Genomic DNA, 16,163 nt, shown 5'->3' with positions numbered 1-16,163 from the left:
CACGGGGTGACGGCACGGGGTCGTCGGCCGTTGCTCCCGGTATAGACGAGACGCTGGAGGTTCTGCCAGCGTCCATTGTCCGTCACCCCGTCGGCCGCCATGACGCGGAACCGTTCCGGCGGCGTCCAGCCGCTGGCATTGAGCTTGCTGTTGTCGGCGCGCTCCAGCTCGACCAGCACCCGCGCGGCCCAGTCACGGACGCGGGGACACCGGCGGGGTGTCGAGCGTGGACGCGGAAACTCAAGCCCCACCAGGGACGGTAGCGCCCGCCCCCAGCCGAGGGTTGTCGCCTACTCGCGGCCACCGCCAGGCGGATCGCACGTGCAAAAGAGCACGGCCAGGTGCCCGGGGTCCCCGACCGAATCCGCCCCCCAGGACGATGGTGGCCGCCAGAGCCCAGGGCCAGCTGGGGCGATTACATGGTGCGGGCTCCTCTGCGCTGCGCGCAGCGCTCACCAGCGCACCGGCACTCCACCACTCCAGCGGCATCCCGCCCATCCGCATCGTGCTCTTCTCCCGCTGGAGATGGGAGTTGTGGGCGTGGATGAGCGCCGGGCCCCGAGCTGCGACTGCGAGGAGGTTGTGGGCCATCATCTGGTCCCGGATGCCCACCAGCCGGGCCATGCGGGCCGGTGAGGTGTCGGCCATCCAGTAGTGGTAGCGCAGCAGGCCGGTCGCGGTGCGCCCGTACAGGCGCGCCCGGTCCCAGTCGTCCCGCGATGTTGCCGTGATCAGATGCGGCGTCTGCTCGTCGAGCAGCGCCCCCAGATCGTCGGCGAGCAGCCGCAGCTGACTGGCCTCGGCCGACTGCCCCACGGACTGGGCCGGGTCCCTCATCGCGGCGGGATTGGTCCACCGGTCGTCGGCGCCGAGCAGGCGGTCGAGCGTTTCCTCGGTGCAGGGGAGCAGGTCCGCGTCCACCCGGGCCGAGAGGTAGCCGTGGAGTGCGGTGAGGGCCTGCCGGGGGCTCGCGGCGCCGGTGATCTCCAGCGGACCGTCGAAACCGGCGAAGCGGAGCCGCTCGGACGCGGGCCGGCCGTCGTTGTAGGCGCGCATCCAGCGCACGAGCTCGCGGTTGGCCGCGGAGGTGCCCCAGCCGTGGCTGATTCCGTGCTCCATGACCTCGTCGAGGGTGCCCGTGCCCGAGGCGACGTAGTCGTCCACGACCAGGCCCATCATGCAGTCGCTCTCGATCGCGATCGTCCAGTAGCCCTCCTGCTCGACGAGCTGCCGGAAGAGCTCGTTGCGCAGGTCGAGCAGAGTGTCCTCACCGTGGGTGGGCTCGCCCAGGGCGAGCAGCCGCGGCCGGGCCGGGAACAGCCTCATGACGGCGGCCGCCTCGACGGCATGGACGGTGTCCTTGATGTCAGTAGCCATGCCCTCAACGGTATCGTTGAACCTTCAGTTGAAACTTTCCCGCGATATCGGCAGGACCATGGGACGAAACCTTCAAAACAGCGAGCGGCTCAGGCCGGTTGATCTGGCGCGCGGGCACGGTCTGTCCACGCAGGCGATCAGGAACTACGAGGAGGCCGGCATCCTTCCGGCCGCCGGTCGCACACCCCACGGCTACCGCACCTATACGCCGCTGCACGCGGGGGCCCTGCGCACGTTTCTTGCCCTCGTGCCCGGCCACGGGCACCAGACGGCGACATCAATCATGCGGGCCGTGAACGGGAGCGCGGTCGATGAAGCGTTCCGCCTCATCGACGCCAGCCACGCCCAGCTGCTCGACGACCGCCGCACCCTCCAGGCCGTGGAGAGCGCCCTCCGCGACTTGGAGCCCGCCACGGCGTCCGAACCCGGTGTGAGGTCCGAGCCGGCCACGGTGTCCGGGCCCGGCGGCACGTTCATCGGGCCGCTGGCAGGGAATCTCGGCATCCGGCCCGCGACGCTGCGCAAATGGGAGCGCGCCGGGCTGGTACGCCCGCGCCGCGACCCGCTGACCGGGTACCGCGTCTACGACGAGGCCGACGTACGCGACGCCCAGCTGGCCCACCAACTCAGGCGAGGCGGCTACCTGCTGGAGCAGATCGCCCCGCTGATCGCCCAGGTGCGGGCGGCCGGCGGGCTGGAGCCGCTGGAGGCCGCACTGTGCGACTGGCACGGCCGGCTGTCCGCCCGCGGGCGGGCGATGCTGACCGGGGCCGCCGAGCTGGAGGCGTACCTCCGCAAGCGCGGATGAAATTTCGGGTCGCCAGCCGAAGAGAACAAGGGTCACCAACGGTTCCGTCTCGGCTGACCCGTCCGCCGATGTCGGCCTGCTCCCTGGGCTGAGCCTTACCTCAGCACCAGCCCGAGGACGCCGATCTGGTCTTCCATGCCGTCCTGGTGCGGCTGGTAGAACTGCCCGGCCCGACCGTGGAAGATCTTCCGCGCGAGCGCGTGGCGGCCGGCCCTCCTGGAGGTTCGCCTGCACCTCGATCTGGCGGCGGTAGCCGGGCTCGTCGGCCAGACGCAGGACATGCAGGGTCTTCGCGATCCGCCCGTAGTGCGCGATCGCATCCCCGAGTGGCGTCAGGCGGCCGTCGCGGGACAGCATCCGGATCACGTCGTAGGCCCGGACGGCTCCGGTGTGGATGGAGCCTCTGCACCGGAGCCCGCTTCGATCGCGGTCATCTCGTCGAACGCCCCGACGACCGGCAGGTAGTCGCCTAGGGCCGACCCCGGACTGCTGGTCCGTCAGAACATCGTGTTGTCGTTCTTGGAGGTGGGGGGAACGACCTGAAGCACATCCCAGTGCTCGACGATCTTTCCGTCGGCGTCGAAGCGGAAGACATCCATGCCGGCGTACTCCTCCTCCGGCCACACCTGATGGCAGTGCAGGACGACGTGGTCGCCCTCGGCGAAAGCGCGCTTGAACTCCACACGCTTGCCCGGGTACTCGGCGGCCATCCGCTCGAAGTAGTCGATGAAAGCCTGCTTGCCGTCGGCTACCTCCGGGTTGTGCTGAATGTACGTGGCACCCACGTACTTCTCCAGGGCCTCCGCAGGGCGGCACTGATTGAACATCAGATCGTAGAAAGCCTTGGCCGTGGCCTTGTTGCGCTCGAGGTCAGCATCGGACATGGCGATCACTGTAGGCAGACCCGCCAGTCCTGCCTCAAAACACTCCGACACCCACACGACAGATCCTGAACAACCAGACCCACAGGTCTTGCCGATTACCCCACCAAGACGATCTCTGTGCCAAGGATGTACCGCTGCCTTCCCACTGGTCGCAGGCGAGCGGCAAAGATCTCTGCTGCATAGGCTCGCCACGACGCCGGCGATCGGCAAAACCCACAGGCTTCAGGTAGATGAACTTCGTCGGCGCTGATCTCCGTGATGAGGTCGGGGCGGACGAGGACTACGTCGAGGACATCGCGGCTGCCCCACGCCGAGGAGAACATCATCCTGGTCCGCGGATGCCCCTACGACCTGACCAACCGGTGACCCGGGCGGGTCAAGCATGCACCTGCCATCTGCGCCGGAGTCGCGGTGGTCGCCTCCCTGCTGGCACTGCGGCATTACTCGCACGTCTGAGCATCACGGGCAATTGGTCGTTTACGTCGCCGCCCTCAGCTGCACCTTCGACCTGTACGGAATGGGGCACATCTTCCGCGCACTGCCGTTCCTCGTGCTCGGGCCTTCGCGTTCGCCGGGTTCGTCCACCGCCGGTACGATCCCGCGCTCTCGATCTGCCTGCTCTGACTGGCGCTTGCCACCGCTATGGGCACACACATGTGCCCGGCGCGTGGCGATGCTCCGTCGGCAGCCTGCTTCGTGCGTTCGTAGCCGACTACGATGCCGTGGCATCGGCAGGGCAGGACAGGGGGGTGCGTGGCGTGAGCGGTTACGGCGGGGGCGGGTACGGGTACGGGGATCCAGTAGGCGGCGCGGGCAGTCGGCCACCGGCGGGATGGCCCAGCCAGGGCTCCCCCGTCCCGCCGCCAGGATCCCCGTACGGCACGCTGCCGGGGCATCAGTACGCGCAGCCGGTCCCTCCGCTGGGGTACCCGTACGCGCCGGCGCCCTATCCGCCGGTTCCACCGCCGCCCGTCGAGCCGTCACGGGTTCGGAAGATCCTGCGCGGCGTCCGCAATCCGTTCTACGCCGCCCAGCGGACCTTCCGTCCTTCGCGTCACGGAGTCGTGGACGATCCGGAGGTCCGCAAGCTCCAACTGTGGCGGACCGCGCTGGGGCTCGTCGCCTGGGTGGGCCTGATGGTCACCTACAACGCCGTCGTCAGCGCCGACGACGTCAAGGCCGTGGCGGACGAACGCCTCGACCAGAGCTGGTCCAGCGTCCTGGTGCTGGTCTGCACCTTCCCCGTGGTGGTCGGCGCCTTCGTGGCGGCCGCGCGGGGCGGGTTGCGGCGCGTCTACCTGCGACGGGCCCTGCGCTCACTCGGCGCGGTAGTGGCCATCATGGCATCCATGGGCACCTCGGCGCTCGCGATGGCGCCGGAGTTGGCTGGGCTCCGGGACGCCGTCGGACTGCCGGGAAAGATCGCCATCGGGGTGCTGTGCCTGTGGTCGATCGGTTTCGCCCTCTACGGCATCGGCCTGTCGCTCGTGCACGTTTTCCGTACCGCCGACATCCACGAGGTGGTGCCGCCGATCCTTGCCGGCGTCCTGGTGTGGGAGATGGCGCTGCTGGACCTGATCACGGGCGCCTACCCCCAGGTCCCGGCGGGCGCCCGGGCGGTCTTCATCCTCGGCGCCCCCGTCACCGTCACGGCCCTGTCCTGGTGGGAGATGCGCCGACTGCGCCGCCACCACGGGCTGACGGTCCGTGACGCGCTGGGGCGCTGACAGCCTGACCTGCCCCGCTCGCTTCGAGCGCCGGGTTCCGGGTCCCCGGGTCTCCGCGACACGCTTTGCGCCCGGACCGCGCCAGGTCCAGGCTCGGAAGGGGCAGAGCCGCCCCGCGCACCGCCGCCGAAGGGATCGGAGCGAGCCCATGACGGGTGACCTGTGCCTGGTCACCGGCGCCACCGGCTACATCGGAGGCCGCCTGGTGCCCGAGCTCCTCGACACCGGCTACCGGGTCCGCGCGCTGGCCCGCTCCCCGGAGCGGCTGCGCGATCACCCCTGGGCCGCCCGCGCCGAGGTGGCGCGAGGCGATGTCACCGACCCGGGCTCGCTGGACGCGGCCCTGCGCGGGGTGGACATCGCCTACTACCTGGTGCACGCCCTCACCGCCGGCCCCGGCTTCGAGGAGCGCGACCGGGCCGCGGCCCGCCTCTTCGCCGAACGGGCCCGGCTGGCCGGCGTACGGCGCATCGTCTACCTCGGCGGCCTCACCCCGGCCGGCCTGCCCCCCGAACGGCTCTCGCCGCACCTGCGCTCCCGGGCCGAGGTGGGCCGCATCCTGCTGGCCTCCGGCGTCCCCTGCACCGTGCTGCGGGCGGCCGTGGTCATCGGCTCCGGCTCGGCCTCCTTCGAAATGCTGCGCTACCTGACGGAACGGCTGCCCGTCATGATCACGCCCAGCTGGGTGGGCACCCGGGTGCAGCCCATCGCCGTCCGCGACGTGCTCCGCTACCTCGTCGGCAGTGCCGCCATGCCCCGCGAGATCAGCCGGCCCTTCGACATCGGCGGACCGGACGTCCTCACGTACGAGCAGATGATGCACCGCTACGCCGCCGTCGCCGGGCTTCCGCACCGGCACATCCTGCGCGTGCCCATGCTCAGCCCGGGTCTCTCCAGCCGCTGGATCGGCCTGGTCACCCCGGTGCCCCGGGCACTGGCCCGTCCGCTCGCCGAATCCCTGCGCCACGAGGTGGTGTGCGCGGAGCACGACATCGCCCGCTGGGTGCCCGACCCGCCCGGCGCGCCCCTCGCCTTCGACCGGGCCCTGGCCCTCGCCCTGCAGCGGGTCCGCGAGGCCCGGGTGACCACCCGGTGGTCCTCCGCCTCCCTGCCCGGCGCCCCCAGCGACCCCCTGCCCACCGACCCCGACTGGGCCGGCGGCAGCCTCTACACCGACCAGCGCAGAGCTGAGGTGGCCGCCCCGCCCGGGGCCCTGTGGCAGGTGGTGGAGGGCATCGGCGGCGAGCACGGCTGGTACTCCTTCCCGCTGGCCTGGGCCGTCCGCGGCTGGCTGGACCGGCTGGCGGGCGGGGCCGGCATCCGCCGCGGCCGCCGCGACGGCACCCGGCTGCGGGTGGGCGACGCGCTCGACTTCTGGCGGGTGGAGGAGATCGAGCCGGGCCGGCTGCTGCGGCTGCGCGCCGAGATGCGGGTGCCCGGACTGGCCTGGCTGGAGATGTACGCCGAACCCGACCCGGTGCACGAGGGCCGGTCGCGCTACCGCCAGCGCGCCCTCTTCCACCCACACGGCCTGCTCGGCCACCTGTACTGGTGGGCCGTGAGCCCCTTCCACGCGGCGGTCTTCGGCGGCATGGCCCGCAACATCGCCCACGCGGCCGAACAGGCCCCTGCCCTGGCCGCCCCGCCCGCCGAGCCGGTCGCCCCTGCCCTGCCTGAGGCCCCCGCCCCGCCCGCCGCGTCCGACCCGGATTCCCGACCGTGAACACAGCAGTGGTCCTCTACACCTCGGACCTGCGCCTGCACGACACCCGCCGCTGCGGGCCGCCCTGACCACCAACGACCGTGGGGTGCCGCTGTCCGTCCACGACCCGGCCGTAGCCGCCGGTTTCGCCGCCCCCAACCGGCTGGCCTTCCTGGCGGACTGCCGCGCCGCCCTGGACGCCGGACTGCGCGAGCGCGGCGTGCGGCTGGTGCTGCGCTCCGGGCACCCGGTGGACCCGGGTGTGCGCCGTGGTCCGCGAGTCCGGCGCCCACGAGGTCCACCTGGCGGCCGGGGTGAGCGGCTACGCCCAGGCCCGCGAGGACCGCCGCCCTGCGGGCCCCAGGGGTGTTCGCTGCACGTGCACGAGGCCGTGATCACGGCCGTGCCCCCCGGCGACCTGCTCCCGGCCGGCTCTGCCACCACCCCCAGGACTCCGCCGGAGCCGCTCCGCCACTCTCATGCTCCTGCCGTACTGTTCCTGCGCTCTGTCGCGCACGACATCACATCATCGCCTGCCTGAAGCGGCTCAGATCAGCTACGGACACCGAGCGGCCACGCTCGCGGACCGGAGCGATCTCCCCGAGGGGCGTGGCTGCATATCTACGCCGATCTCGCACAGGCCCCTGCCGCCGCCGGTACGACCGTGCTGCGGCGCCGGCTGATCGCCCTTCCCGGGCGTCTGTTCACCCATCCCTACTGGCCTGACCCCTCAGGGTGGCGGCCCGGCGTCGTCGAGCTGCGCCGCGCCGCCCGCAGCGAGCGCGCCCAGCTCGCCGAACTCGGGGTGACTGGACGCAGGGCGGGCGCGGGCGCCCCTTTCTGCCAGCGCCAGTGAGCCACTGACAGAATCCCGAACATGCCAAGTACAACTGTCGAAGAGCTCCTTGCCGGCGTAGCCGGGCTGACCCCAGAACGCGCACAGCGGATCGGTGACCGGATCGACGCGTGCAGGCGGCTGCTGGAAACGAACGTCGACATGGACACTGTCCAGCAGCACCTCGCAGACGAAGGCGTCGGCATGATCGAGGCGATCCTCATCACCACCAGACTGCTGGACAACCACCCAAGCGCACTTCGAGCGGCACACGAGATCGTGGAACTCCGCCCAGCCCGAACAACACAAAACACCAGCTGAGGAATAAAGCCACCCACGGCATCAGACAGACCCGCAACTCGCAGGCAGGGCCGGACCGTCCACCATCCCTTCGAAGTCAACTCCCAGAACGGCATACGAACAACCCACCTTCGAGCGCACCACATACTCACTCGCCAGCCCACCCCGCCCCGCCCCGACGACTCCACATCCGGACCAGCGGGCCCGGCCCGACCCAACCGGGGGGACACGCCGATCGACACAGTGACGGACCGGAACGAGCGCGACCAGGAGTGGGCTCCGTTTAACGCTGCCAACCGTGATTGAGGCGGTGCGCCAGCACCAGCGGCCATGCCGCGCGTGACGGATCGGATGGCCTTTTCCTGCCGGATCCAGACGAACATAACTGGGTAAATGGCGCCTGCACGAAGACTGTTGAAGTGAGGAAGCTGTAATGAGTACGGCCAGGTGGCTGCGTATTTCTCTGCAGCGCTATGTTCTGACCGCCCTTCTCGGCTGGGCAGCTGCGGCGGCGGTGCTGCCAGTCTGGGCGACGAGCCCTTCGGTGAGACGTTCGTATTGGGGGTGCGAGTGGGGCTGGTGGGGGTGCCCCTCCTCACCATCGCAACCATGTTCGTGATCATCCTGTTGGCCGGCCGACGGTTCGAACCACCGACCGACGGTGCCCAGCGGATCCGGGGCGGCTGGATGGTCGTGCTTCCGGTGGTCCCGCTACTACCGGTAGGGCTACTCCTGCCACTGCAGTACCTGATCATGGTGGGCACGCAGCTTGCCTATGTGCTCCGGGCATTGCCCTGCCAGGATGCCCGCGACACGGCAGATGTCCTGCGCTCGCTCGCCGACCCGGGCGTCCCCGCCGAGCAGCGCGCCAGCATTGCACGGGCGGTCGGAGGACTCCGCTCCAGGCCCGTTCTGGACGCCCTTGTGAATGCCGCGACCGACGAAGAGCCGGAGGTGGCCGAAGCCGGGCTGGAGGCGCTCTGCACCATCTGGCAGCGCGACGGCGTCGTCGGCGAGGACTTGCTGCTGAGGCTGCGCCCTCAAGCCCAAGTCCAGGTCCGGGCCCTGGGCGTCAAGGTCCGCAGTCCCTGGTGACAGCCGCAGCGCCGGCTGCAAGCCCCCCCCCCCCCCCCCCCGTGCCTGGCGCTTTTGAGGACACGCGAGGGCTGCTTCCCACAGTGCGCAGGTACCGGCACACCGGCTCGCGCCGACGGCGGTCGGCGCCATCCCAGGCTAGCCGGGGACTTCGCACATGGGCGTAGAGATCGATTGCCGCTCGGCGGCGACAGCAGTATCTCACGATGTGGACGTCCAGTCGGAGAGGTAAATCCCTCCATAGCGGAGCAAGTTGGACGTTCGATCTTCACTCGTTTCAGCTACGTGCGGAGGACGGGGCTAGCCCGCAGCGCCCTCAGGTCGATCGCCGGCCGGGCCCGGCCTCCGGGTGGTCCGGCATGGCGTCGGGTACGCCCGACATCGCACGGCGATGGTGGTGCGCAGCTTCTCGCGCACCACGGCGCCGGCAAGGACGGCACGGTCGTAGAGCAGCGGGACGCGAGGTATCTCTCACTCCCCCGGCTCCTGGTCCGGGGTCCGGCGCGCGGGCGCCCGTCAACCGGCGGTCTGGTAGGCCGTCAGCCCGTCCCCTGACTCGGCGATGACCACGTCGGTGTAGCCGTTGACGAGGTCGGGGGCGATGCCCGGCTGGGTCGGCAGGTCCGCACCCGTACGGCCGCTCAGGGCCACGGTGCCGCTGCCCGTCTTGCCGTAGACCCGTCCGTGCCACTCCGAGGTCACGCAGGGGGATGCGGTCGGGGGTCTTGTCGGGGAGCTGCCAGAGGGTTGCCCGCTGGAGCCGTCGAAGGCCACGACGTAGTCCCTGCCGGAGCAGACGACGGTGCTCGCGCCGTCAGCTCCGGGAAGTGTGCGAGGACGACCTCACCCCGCTGACGAGCACGCTCGGTGCGGGCTGGAGCAAGAACCTCGAGCCGTACCAGTGGGCGCAGGTGGTGAATGGCAAGCGGGTCACCTGGAACAGCCGCTGCGGGGAAGACACCGGCCGCGCCGACCGTGTCGGGACGGCCATCGTCGTCAAGGGGCGCTGACGGGTGCCCAGCAGTATCCGCGGCCCGCTCCACCCTCACCGGCGAGCACTTCGCGGACTACGTCGGCGGTGGTACGCGTACGTGACCGCCGCGAGGAGCGGGCCCCACAGGACCAGGGGAAGGTAGAGGAAGCCCGCGACCGTGGCACCGAAGGGGGTCATGTCAGGGTGCGGGAGGGACCACCACAGGAGGAACGGGGTCCAGATCCCAGTCAGTACGAGCGCGGTGGCTCCCGCCACAACCGTGACCCCCCGCGGCGGGAGCGCCCGGCCGCCCTCCAGCGGGAGCCAGGCGGGGAGCACCTCACCCCAGGGCCGCACCAGGCCGAGCGTGAGCAGGGCGAGCAACTCGCTGCCCACGCTGAGGGCGAGCACGTATACCCGGCCCCATCCGGGGAGACCGGCGGCCGTGTACCCGGCCTCGGTGTAGCCCGCCAGGCAGCCGGCCGCCAGCAGTACGCGCCACAGGCCGGACGGCAGCGTGAGCAGCGCGGTCAGGTGGGCGGCCCGGACCGCCCAGGGGGGAGCTGCTGTTGAGGTGGCGCTGAGCTGTGTTTTCGTCATGTCCACCATCGTGTCGGTCCGCCCCGCCCGATACGTCGGCCCCCGGGAGGGCCCGCGGCCCCGCCCCCGGCAGGATCCCCCGCCCCGCGCCTCCCCCGTCCTGGGGAGGCGGGTCCTCCTCAGGCGCGGGTGCCGATGTCCATCGTCGCGTGCAGCTCCTTCGACGTGGGCGCGCGCACCGGCAGGCCGGCCGCCGTCAGGGCCGCGCCGTCTGCGGGGACTGGCGGGCACTCGTCTCGATCAGCAGGTGACCGCCCGGCACCGCGGCAGGGAACCCGCCGCAACCGGCCGCACATCATCGCCCGCTCGGCAATCAGGTCGTTCACATACCGTGGAAATGTGACGGCTGCGCTGAGCGGGCCCGGCCGCTGCCGGCCCACAGGAGCATCCCGCATCCCCCTCCCCCGGCGCCCCACAGGCCGCGCACGCGCGGCCCGGTCTGGTCTGGTCTGGTCTCGCCAGTGGCGGCAGGGGTGGACCTGCGGCGAGCGAGGCGGGTTCCAGTGGCCTGCTGACGTAGCGCGCGGACCGAGGCACGCCAGCGCCAGATGTTCGGCCGCGCCGGCTTCGGCCTCCTCCGCGAGCGTGTCCTCGGTGGCTTGCGAGTCAGCTGCGGGTTTTGGCAGACCCGGCTCAGGCCGCCATGAAGCGGGCCAGTTCTCGTGCCTTCTTCTGAAGGGCGGCTGTCCGCGCCTCCTCATAGGAATCCGGGTCCGTCGGGACCTGAACATCCTTGATCTCGCCGCCCTCAGGGCAGTCGGCTGGTTGCCAGTTCACCTCGATGCCGGCTCTCTCCGCCAGTACCAGCACCGTGGCGACGAACCCCTCGGACAGGGCGGCCATGACGGCGTGGCTCGTTCTGCGGTGCCATGCGAGGAGGGCGTCGACGAATGCTTTGAATGTGGTGGAGTCGATCTGGCACGCGTCAGCCTTCATGGTTCCGATGCCGGACGGCAGACCCACTTCGGCTTGGTAGACGCTTACCTGGCTCATGAACAGCCGGGAGGCTCCGTTGGACGGGTTCCACAAGGTCTGATCGCCCACGTCGTAGTACTGGCTCAATGCGGCCTCTTCCTGCTGGTCATACGGGCCAGCGTAGTGAGCAACTGACATTGCGGTCAGTCGGTCAGCCCGCCACGGAAAGTGAGTCAGAACCCGAGTTTTGACGGCATTTCAAGTCAGTGACCTTGACCTGTGGTCTGTGCCGAGCAGTCGTGTCCGTCGCCTGGCAGGCCCATGACGTTCAACACGGGTTCTTCGCCTGGGGGGATCTCGAAGGTGAAGTTCGCTCCTGACGGGATTGCCGCGAGCGAGTATTGGTCGGCGAAGGTCAGCGGGGGGTAGGGCTGCCAGGGACAGGCGGCCTTGTCCAGGGCGGCAATCACGTCCATGTGCTTGAGCCCTGCGGGGAAGATGCCCGTCCCCCCGACGACTGACGAGGAAAGTTCGACGACGTCACGCCAGGTCTGTATGCATATCAGCGTGACTTTGCAGCATCGGCAGACACTGAGCTCAAGGTCGCCGTAGGCGAAGAGCCGCGGCCAGTCTCTGTTCCGGCTCACCGTTCCGATCTCCCACGGTTCGCCGAGTGCAGCGGTCACATCGCTCCAGTCGGCTCCACTGAACACCGGGCCCAGTCGGCCCGTCTTCGCCACGTCGGTCAGGACATCGAGAATCTCCACGAGGTGGAGCCTGACAGGCGCCCTGACCAGCAGTCCAGCGGTTTCACGGGAGCCCAGCCCGCTGCGGTCTGTTCGGCTCGGGCCCGGGTGCTGGCCAGGCGCCATCAGTCGGGGCCGGTCTCGATGACGGTGCCGTTGAAGGCGAGGCGGTCCAGCTTCATGTAGCAGAGTTCGTCGATGCGGAGGCGGTCGACGCGTTCGTAGCGGGCGATGGCCTTGGTCAGCTGCTTCTCGTCGGCGGCCTCGACCAGACGGTGGAGTCCACCGACACGGTCCGTCCGATGTCGTCAGCGGCGTCGGTCGCGGCCAGGACAGCGGCAAGGATTCGTTCCCAGGCGCTGTCCACGGCCCACCTGATCGGGCGTTTGTGAGCGGGATGACGCCCGCCGGTGAAGAACCCACGACGCCCATCAAGAACGCTCTGACAGCAACGATATTCCGGGTGCAGGCTCAGGTGATGTGGAACAGCGGTCCAGTGATCGTGAGACCGAGGTCGTGGCCGGCGTACGAGAAGAAGGCGAGCAGAACCAGGCCGGCGCCGCCCAGACCGCTGTCCTTCATGAAATGCACCATTTCCATCTGGCGGGCCTGGGCGTCGCTCTCCCTCCAGAACGCGTGCATGATCACCACGGTCGGGAAGAGGAACACGACCAGCAGCAGCGCGCCCAGGTCCGCCCAGAGCCCGAGGGCCACCATCACCCCGCCCACCAGAATCAGCAGGCCACTGCCCGCCACGGCGCCGGCCGCGGCGGCGGACGGGACGCCGCGGCTCGCGGCGTAGCCGGCCATGGCCTTGGTGTGTGTCAGGTGATTGAGGGACGAACCGAGGAATACCAGCGCGAAGAGAATGCGTCCGATGAGCACCAGGACATCCATCGCGACCTCCGGAAAGGATGCGGCCGGTACGACGCTAGGCCGTGCCGGTACTGCCGGCGATGAGGCTGTCGGCGAGTTCGTCGTCCAGGGACTGGCAGACTTGTCCGTCAGGGTCCCTGGGTGGCTTCCTCCACCACCACCATGACACAGCAGCCGCTACGCGCAGCTGCCCGCGCACCTGCGCCCTCAGTCCTCTTCTCCCCGCCATGACGCGGCCACGCGTAGTGCTGGCAAAGGTCACGATGCTTTGCCGGCCAGGATCCGTTCGGCAACGTAGTGCGGACACGTCCTGGCGAGCCAGGTGACCGTCCAAACCCCCTCGTGGACGGCGAGGGTGCACGCCGCACTGGCAGCGGCGCGCCTTGCAGTGAGAACAGACGACGGTCCGCAGCCGAAGAGCATCCACTGGCCCTCTCCCTTCCCCGCTTCCCGGAACTCGCACGATCATGTCCACGTCTATCGAACTCGCGCGCGGTCCGAACCCATACCCGCCGGTACAGCCCTCACGTAGTTAAGAGCTTCTTCCCGCGCGTCCATGGGTGCGGGGAGGAATCACGCGTGCCCCCTGCTGGGAGGGCTTTCCGGCGCCTCTCTCGCCCCTCGACTCGGTTATCGAGGGAAGACACATGTCTGTGCTCAACAAGATCAAGGGCCTGTTTGGCCGCCGCCCTGCCCAGACGCCGGACGCGGAAGGCGCCAACGCCAGCGCCAGCGCCAGCGAGGAGCGGATGGCGACCACCGCTGGCCACCGATCTCCCCACCCCGCCGCCCGCCGGAGGCTCGGGCCTGGGGAACGCCGTGGCCCGGGGCACCGCTGAGGGAACCGCGCGGGAGGCGGTGAAGAACTTCACCGCGAGATCTTCGAGGACTAGGACTCGGCGGTCCGGGCGGCCCGCGGTGACGCGGGCCGCTCGGCCGTGATCACCCGGCTTCAGCAGCCGCGCCCCCCAAGGCCGTGGCGGTCGTGGTGCGTGTGGCGAGGTCCCGGAAGGCCGGCATGCCCAGGTGGATAGCCCGTCGCTTCTGGGCTGCTTCGGCACCGGGCTGAACAAGTGCGCCCTCGGTGCCGGCGAGGCTGACCCCGCAGGCCCTCGATCTCGCCGAGCCGGCCCCCGCGCTCGGCCTCGGCAATCCGGGCTAGCAGGTTGTCTCGGATCTCTACGAGACGGGGCCGCTCGGTCGTGCGGTCCGGCGTTGGGGCGGCCCGCCTCCTGGTCGGACCGGGCACGGGCGGCGTCGGTGACGGCGGCCGCGAGTGCGACCGGGGGGCAGGTTCACGATGATCCCGACATGCTGGTGATGAGTGATGGTGCACGGGTGGTGGCCAAACGGCCGACGAAGCCGAAGATCAGTGCGGCGATAGCCAGCCTGCAACGCGGCGACGTGCTGATCGTCGAGCGCGTCGACGATGAAGAGTCTGGCGATTGCTATGTGCAGGTGTTGATGCGCGAGGACAACACCTTCCAGTTGGAGTACCGCGATGGGACTCCGGCCGAGCACTACCAGACTCGAACAGTCTCGCGCGAGAGGGTTGTCGACGCCGTGCTCGGGTGGGTGAAGGGTGAGCCCGACTGGAAGGTCCCCTTCATGTGGAACAACATCGCATCCTGCTTCGAGGACGGGGACGGTAGTTAAAGGGCTCATTGCGACGCCTTCGTCTGGAGCACGGGGGGGGAGGTGGACGTGGAGGTGCTCCATCACGGCGTCACGTCCAAGCTCTCGGACTTGGTGGCCAGTGATTCGGTTAAGGCGCAGGCCCTTTGCCGGACTAAGGAAACGATCAAGGTTGAGGCTCATCCGACAAGAGAGTGGCCCTGCCTGACGGCGGGACCGCTCGTTGGTGTTGGACGCTGAAGCCGTCAGGGGCTGTCTCCGGTCGTAACCACGTGGCGGGAGGACGATCAGGCCGCATACCGTCCGCCCTATGCCTGAGCTACAGCTGCTTCGTCCGGATCACGCCCCCGCGCTCCTCACCTTTGAGCGGGAGAATCGGGCCTACTTCGCAGCGTCCATCCCTGACCGAGGTGAGGAGTACTTCACCCGGTTCGAAAAGCGCCACCGTGACCTGCTGGCCGAGCAGGAGACCGGGGTCTGCTACTTCCACGTGCTGATCGGTGCTGCGGGCGAGGTGCTGGGTCGGGTCAACCTGGTGGACGCGGCAGACGGCGGTGCCGAGCTCGGGTATCGGATCGCAGAGCGGGCCGCGGGTCGGGGGCTAGCCACCTCTGCTGTGCGGGAAGTGTGCGGTCTTGCCGCCAACAGGTACGGGTTGACGGGCCTCTACCACCCTCGACAACGCAGCGTCCCGGGCCGTGCTGGCCCGTGCAGGGTTTACCGTCACAGGTGAGACGCGGCTCTCTGGCCGCCCCGGTCTGACGTACCTTCGCAGCCTTGAAGACTTCTCCGCTCCGCATGCCGATCTCTGACGTACCCCATTCGGGCCGCGCTCCGCTCGCGCAGGGTCCGCCATGGTGCCGCAGCATCGGCAATGACAGACATGCCATACCCGTGATGTCGGCGGTGTGCCGCAGGTCGTGCATCGCCAGTTCGTACCCAGGAGGGCGTTGGCCCGGCGGAACACCGCGCGCAGGGCCTCGTAGTTCATGGGCTGGTAGGCCAGCCCCTTCCAATCAAGGCGTCAGCGTCTGGGTGAACATCGGCTATAACGCCACCGTCTACAACGAGTCGGGCTCCGAATTGGATTGCGGACACCAGCGCCCCCTCGAAGTGCTCCGGGCCTGGACCGAGTCAGCGGAAGCAGCCCCGCCGCCCAGCGAAACTCCGACTCGCCCACGCTCCGGGAAATAACTCGCGAACATGCCAAGTACCTGCGCTGGTCACTCACACGAGCCGAAGCCCTCTCTGTCAGCCTTGGGTGAGACGTCCCGCTTTGTCGGGTTAGCCTGAGAGGGCACGACAGGAGACCCCACCCCTCATGACCAGCACCAAGCCCGCCGGATCCGACCCGGCACCCAGGCCGAAGCGCCGCAGTTTCAGCCCCGAGTACAAGCTGCGGATCGTGGCCGAGTACGATGCCGCACCCAAGAACGAGAAGGGTGCGGTCCTGCGCCGCGAGCGCCTGTACCACTCCCACGTCACCGAGTGGCGGGCCGCGCGGGATGCCGGCGCCCTGGAGAACCTCGTCGACAAGCGCACCAGCCCGGCGAGGCCGAAGCGGTCCGCCACCGAGGCGGAGAACGAGAAGCTGCGCCGCCAGGTGGAACGGCTGGAGAAGGAACTGCCGAGTAGCCGAGGGGGATCTCACCCCTCGGCTCTCACAGAGCCGTGCGTAAAAGTCGCCCTT

General features: G+C 69.6%; 15 protein-coding genes and 5 pseudogenes. 9 read left to right on the top strand and 11 right to left on the bottom strand.

The genetic code is table 11. The annotated features are described in order from the left end of the window. Positions 1 to 240: 240 nt before the first annotated feature. A complete protein-coding gene (locus J7I97_RS30365) occupies positions 241 to 1,377 on the bottom strand; it encodes an erythromycin esterase family protein (protein WP_251059297.1) in 1,137 nt (378 codons plus the stop codon). Positions 1,378 to 1,435: 58 nt separating this feature from the next. Between J7I97_RS30365 and J7I97_RS30360 the strand changes: the two genes are divergently transcribed. After that, complete coding sequence (locus tag J7I97_RS30360; RefSeq protein ID WP_214941248.1) at positions 1,436 to 2,185, top strand: TioE family transcriptional regulator; 750 nt, start codon at positions 1,436 to 1,438, stop codon at positions 2,183 to 2,185. A gap of 101 nt (positions 2,186 to 2,286) precedes the next feature. Here J7I97_RS30360 and J7I97_RS30355 read toward each other — a convergent pair. Beyond that, positions 2,287 to 2,596 (bottom strand): annotated as a pseudogene (locus tag J7I97_RS30355) (Tn3 family transposase); the annotation flags it as partial. 86 nt (positions 2,597 to 2,682) lie between these two features. Next, positions 2,683 to 3,069, bottom strand: coding sequence for a nuclear transport factor 2 family protein (locus tag J7I97_RS30350; protein WP_214941245.1), 387 nt, complete (start codon positions 3,067 to 3,069; stop codon positions 2,683 to 2,685). A gap of 1,064 nt (positions 3,070 to 4,133) precedes the next feature. On the opposite strand from J7I97_RS30350, the gene J7I97_RS30345 reads away from it, so the two are divergent. From J7I97_RS30345 to J7I97_RS30335, 3 genes and pseudogenes are all read left to right on the top strand, one after another. Next, positions 4,134 to 4,796 carry a hypothetical protein gene (locus J7I97_RS30345; RefSeq protein WP_308369440.1) on the top strand — a complete coding sequence of 221 codons (663 nt, stop codon included), beginning with the start codon at positions 4,134 to 4,136 and terminating at the stop codon, positions 4,794 to 4,796. Between the two features lie 148 nt (positions 4,797 to 4,944). Continuing rightward, the gene (locus tag J7I97_RS30340; RefSeq protein WP_251059296.1) at positions 4,945 to 6,519 is read left to right on the top strand and encodes an SDR family oxidoreductase; all 1,575 of its coding nucleotides are present in this window, start codon (positions 4,945 to 4,947) and stop codon (positions 6,517 to 6,519) included. Then, positions 6,516 to 6,934: pseudogene (locus tag J7I97_RS30335) on the top strand (deoxyribodipyrimidine photo-lyase); the annotation flags it as partial. The gene J7I97_RS30340 and the pseudogene J7I97_RS30335, both read left to right, overlap by 4 nt. A 294-nt stretch (positions 6,935 to 7,228) precedes the next feature. Here J7I97_RS30335 and J7I97_RS30330 read toward each other — a convergent pair. Further along, positions 7,229 to 7,582, bottom strand: coding sequence for a hypothetical protein (locus J7I97_RS30330; protein WP_214941242.1), 354 nt, complete (start codon positions 7,580 to 7,582; stop codon positions 7,229 to 7,231). Positions 7,583 to 8,242: 660 nt separating this feature from the next. Between J7I97_RS30330 and J7I97_RS30325 the strand changes: the two genes are divergently transcribed. Next, positions 8,243 to 8,728: a hypothetical protein gene (locus J7I97_RS30325; protein WP_214941239.1), complete on the top strand. Its 486-nt coding sequence runs from the start codon at positions 8,243 to 8,245 to the stop codon at positions 8,726 to 8,728. A 516-nt stretch (positions 8,729 to 9,244) separates the two neighbouring features. On the opposite strand, the gene J7I97_RS30320 is transcribed toward J7I97_RS30325, so the two are convergent. Beyond that, positions 9,245 to 9,430: a hypothetical protein gene (locus J7I97_RS30320; protein WP_214941234.1), complete on the bottom strand. Its 186-nt coding sequence runs from the start codon at positions 9,428 to 9,430 to the stop codon at positions 9,245 to 9,247. A gap of 125 nt (positions 9,431 to 9,555) precedes the next feature. Between J7I97_RS30320 and J7I97_RS30315 the strand changes: the two genes are divergently transcribed. Beyond that, complete coding sequence (locus J7I97_RS30315) at positions 9,556 to 9,738, top strand: hypothetical protein (RefSeq protein ID WP_214941231.1); 183 nt, start codon at positions 9,556 to 9,558, stop codon at positions 9,736 to 9,738. A 35-nt stretch (positions 9,739 to 9,773) separates the two neighbouring features. Here the strand turns inward: J7I97_RS30315 and J7I97_RS30310 are convergent, their stop codons facing one another. The 6 genes and pseudogenes from J7I97_RS30310 to J7I97_RS30280 all read right to left on the bottom strand — a co-directional run bounded on the left by J7I97_RS30310 (position 9,774) and on the right by J7I97_RS30280 (position 12,859). Beyond that, entirely contained in the window at positions 9,774 to 10,301 is a 528-nt protein-coding gene (locus J7I97_RS30310; RefSeq protein WP_251059295.1) for a hypothetical protein, read from the bottom strand. A 119-nt stretch (positions 10,302 to 10,420) separates the two neighbouring features. Then, positions 10,421 to 10,627 carry a hypothetical protein gene (locus tag J7I97_RS30305; protein WP_214941223.1) on the bottom strand — a complete coding sequence of 69 codons (207 nt, stop codon included), beginning with the start codon at positions 10,625 to 10,627 and terminating at the stop codon, positions 10,421 to 10,423. 307 nt (positions 10,628 to 10,934) lie between these two features. Next, a complete protein-coding gene (locus tag J7I97_RS30300; protein WP_214941221.1) occupies positions 10,935 to 11,363 on the bottom strand; it encodes a DUF6086 family protein in 429 nt (142 codons plus the stop codon). Positions 11,364 to 11,479: 116 nt separating this feature from the next. Continuing rightward, positions 11,480 to 11,983: a hypothetical protein gene (locus J7I97_RS30295; protein ID WP_214941218.1), complete on the bottom strand. Its 504-nt coding sequence runs from the start codon at positions 11,981 to 11,983 to the stop codon at positions 11,480 to 11,482. 104 nt (positions 11,984 to 12,087) lie between these two features. Beyond that, a pseudogene (locus J7I97_RS30290) lies at positions 12,088 to 12,243 on the bottom strand (AAA family ATPase); the annotation flags it as partial. 190 nt (positions 12,244 to 12,433) lie between these two features. Beyond that, entirely contained in the window at positions 12,434 to 12,859 is a 426-nt protein-coding gene (locus J7I97_RS30280) for a DoxX family protein (RefSeq protein WP_214941215.1), read from the bottom strand. Between the two features lie 1,290 nt (positions 12,860 to 14,149). On the opposite strand from J7I97_RS30280, the gene J7I97_RS30275 reads away from it, so the two are divergent. From J7I97_RS30275 to J7I97_RS30265, 3 genes and pseudogenes are all read left to right on the top strand, one after another. Next, complete coding sequence (locus J7I97_RS30275; protein WP_251059294.1) at positions 14,150 to 14,494, top strand: hypothetical protein; 345 nt, start codon at positions 14,150 to 14,152, stop codon at positions 14,492 to 14,494. A gap of 289 nt (positions 14,495 to 14,783) precedes the next feature. Beyond that, positions 14,784 to 15,285: pseudogene (locus J7I97_RS30270) on the top strand (GNAT family N-acetyltransferase). A gap of 509 nt (positions 15,286 to 15,794) precedes the next feature. After that, positions 15,795 to 16,163, top strand: a pseudogene (locus J7I97_RS30265) (hypothetical protein); the annotation flags it as partial.

Origin of the sequence: Streptomyces sp. ISL-87, assembly GCF_018614095.1 — a bacterium.
Lineage (GTDB): Bacteria > Actinomycetota > Actinomycetes > Streptomycetales > Streptomycetaceae > Streptomyces.
This window is presented reverse-complemented; position numbering and strand designations above follow the sequence as displayed.

What these genes read in the sequence shown, in the direction of transcription:
- J7I97_RS30365 (WP_251059297.1), bottom strand. Translation starts at nt 1,377, where the DNA reads ATGGCTACTGACATCAAGGACACCGTCCATGCCGTCGAGGCGGCCGCC.
- J7I97_RS30360 (WP_214941248.1), top strand. Translation starts at nt 1,436, where the DNA reads ATGGGACGAAACCTTCAAAACAGCGAGCGGCTCAGGCCGGTTGATCTG.
- J7I97_RS30350 (WP_214941245.1), bottom strand. Translation starts at nt 3,069, where the DNA reads ATGTCCGATGCTGACCTCGAGCGCAACAAGGCCACGGCCAAGGCTTTC.
- J7I97_RS30340 (WP_251059296.1), top strand. Translation starts at nt 4,945, where the DNA reads ATGACGGGTGACCTGTGCCTGGTCACCGGCGCCACCGGCTACATCGGA.
- J7I97_RS30325 (WP_214941239.1), top strand. Translation starts at nt 8,243, where the DNA reads ATGTTCGTGATCATCCTGTTGGCCGGCCGACGGTTCGAACCACCGACC.
- J7I97_RS30310 (WP_251059295.1), bottom strand. Translation starts at nt 10,301, where the DNA reads ATGACGAAAACACAGCTCAGCGCCACCTCAACAGCAGCTCCCCCCTGG.
- J7I97_RS30280 (WP_214941215.1), bottom strand. Translation starts at nt 12,859, where the DNA reads ATGGATGTCCTGGTGCTCATCGGACGCATTCTCTTCGCGCTGGTATTC.
- J7I97_RS30275 (WP_251059294.1), top strand. Translation starts at nt 14,150, where the DNA reads ATGCTGGTGATGAGTGATGGTGCACGGGTGGTGGCCAAACGGCCGACG.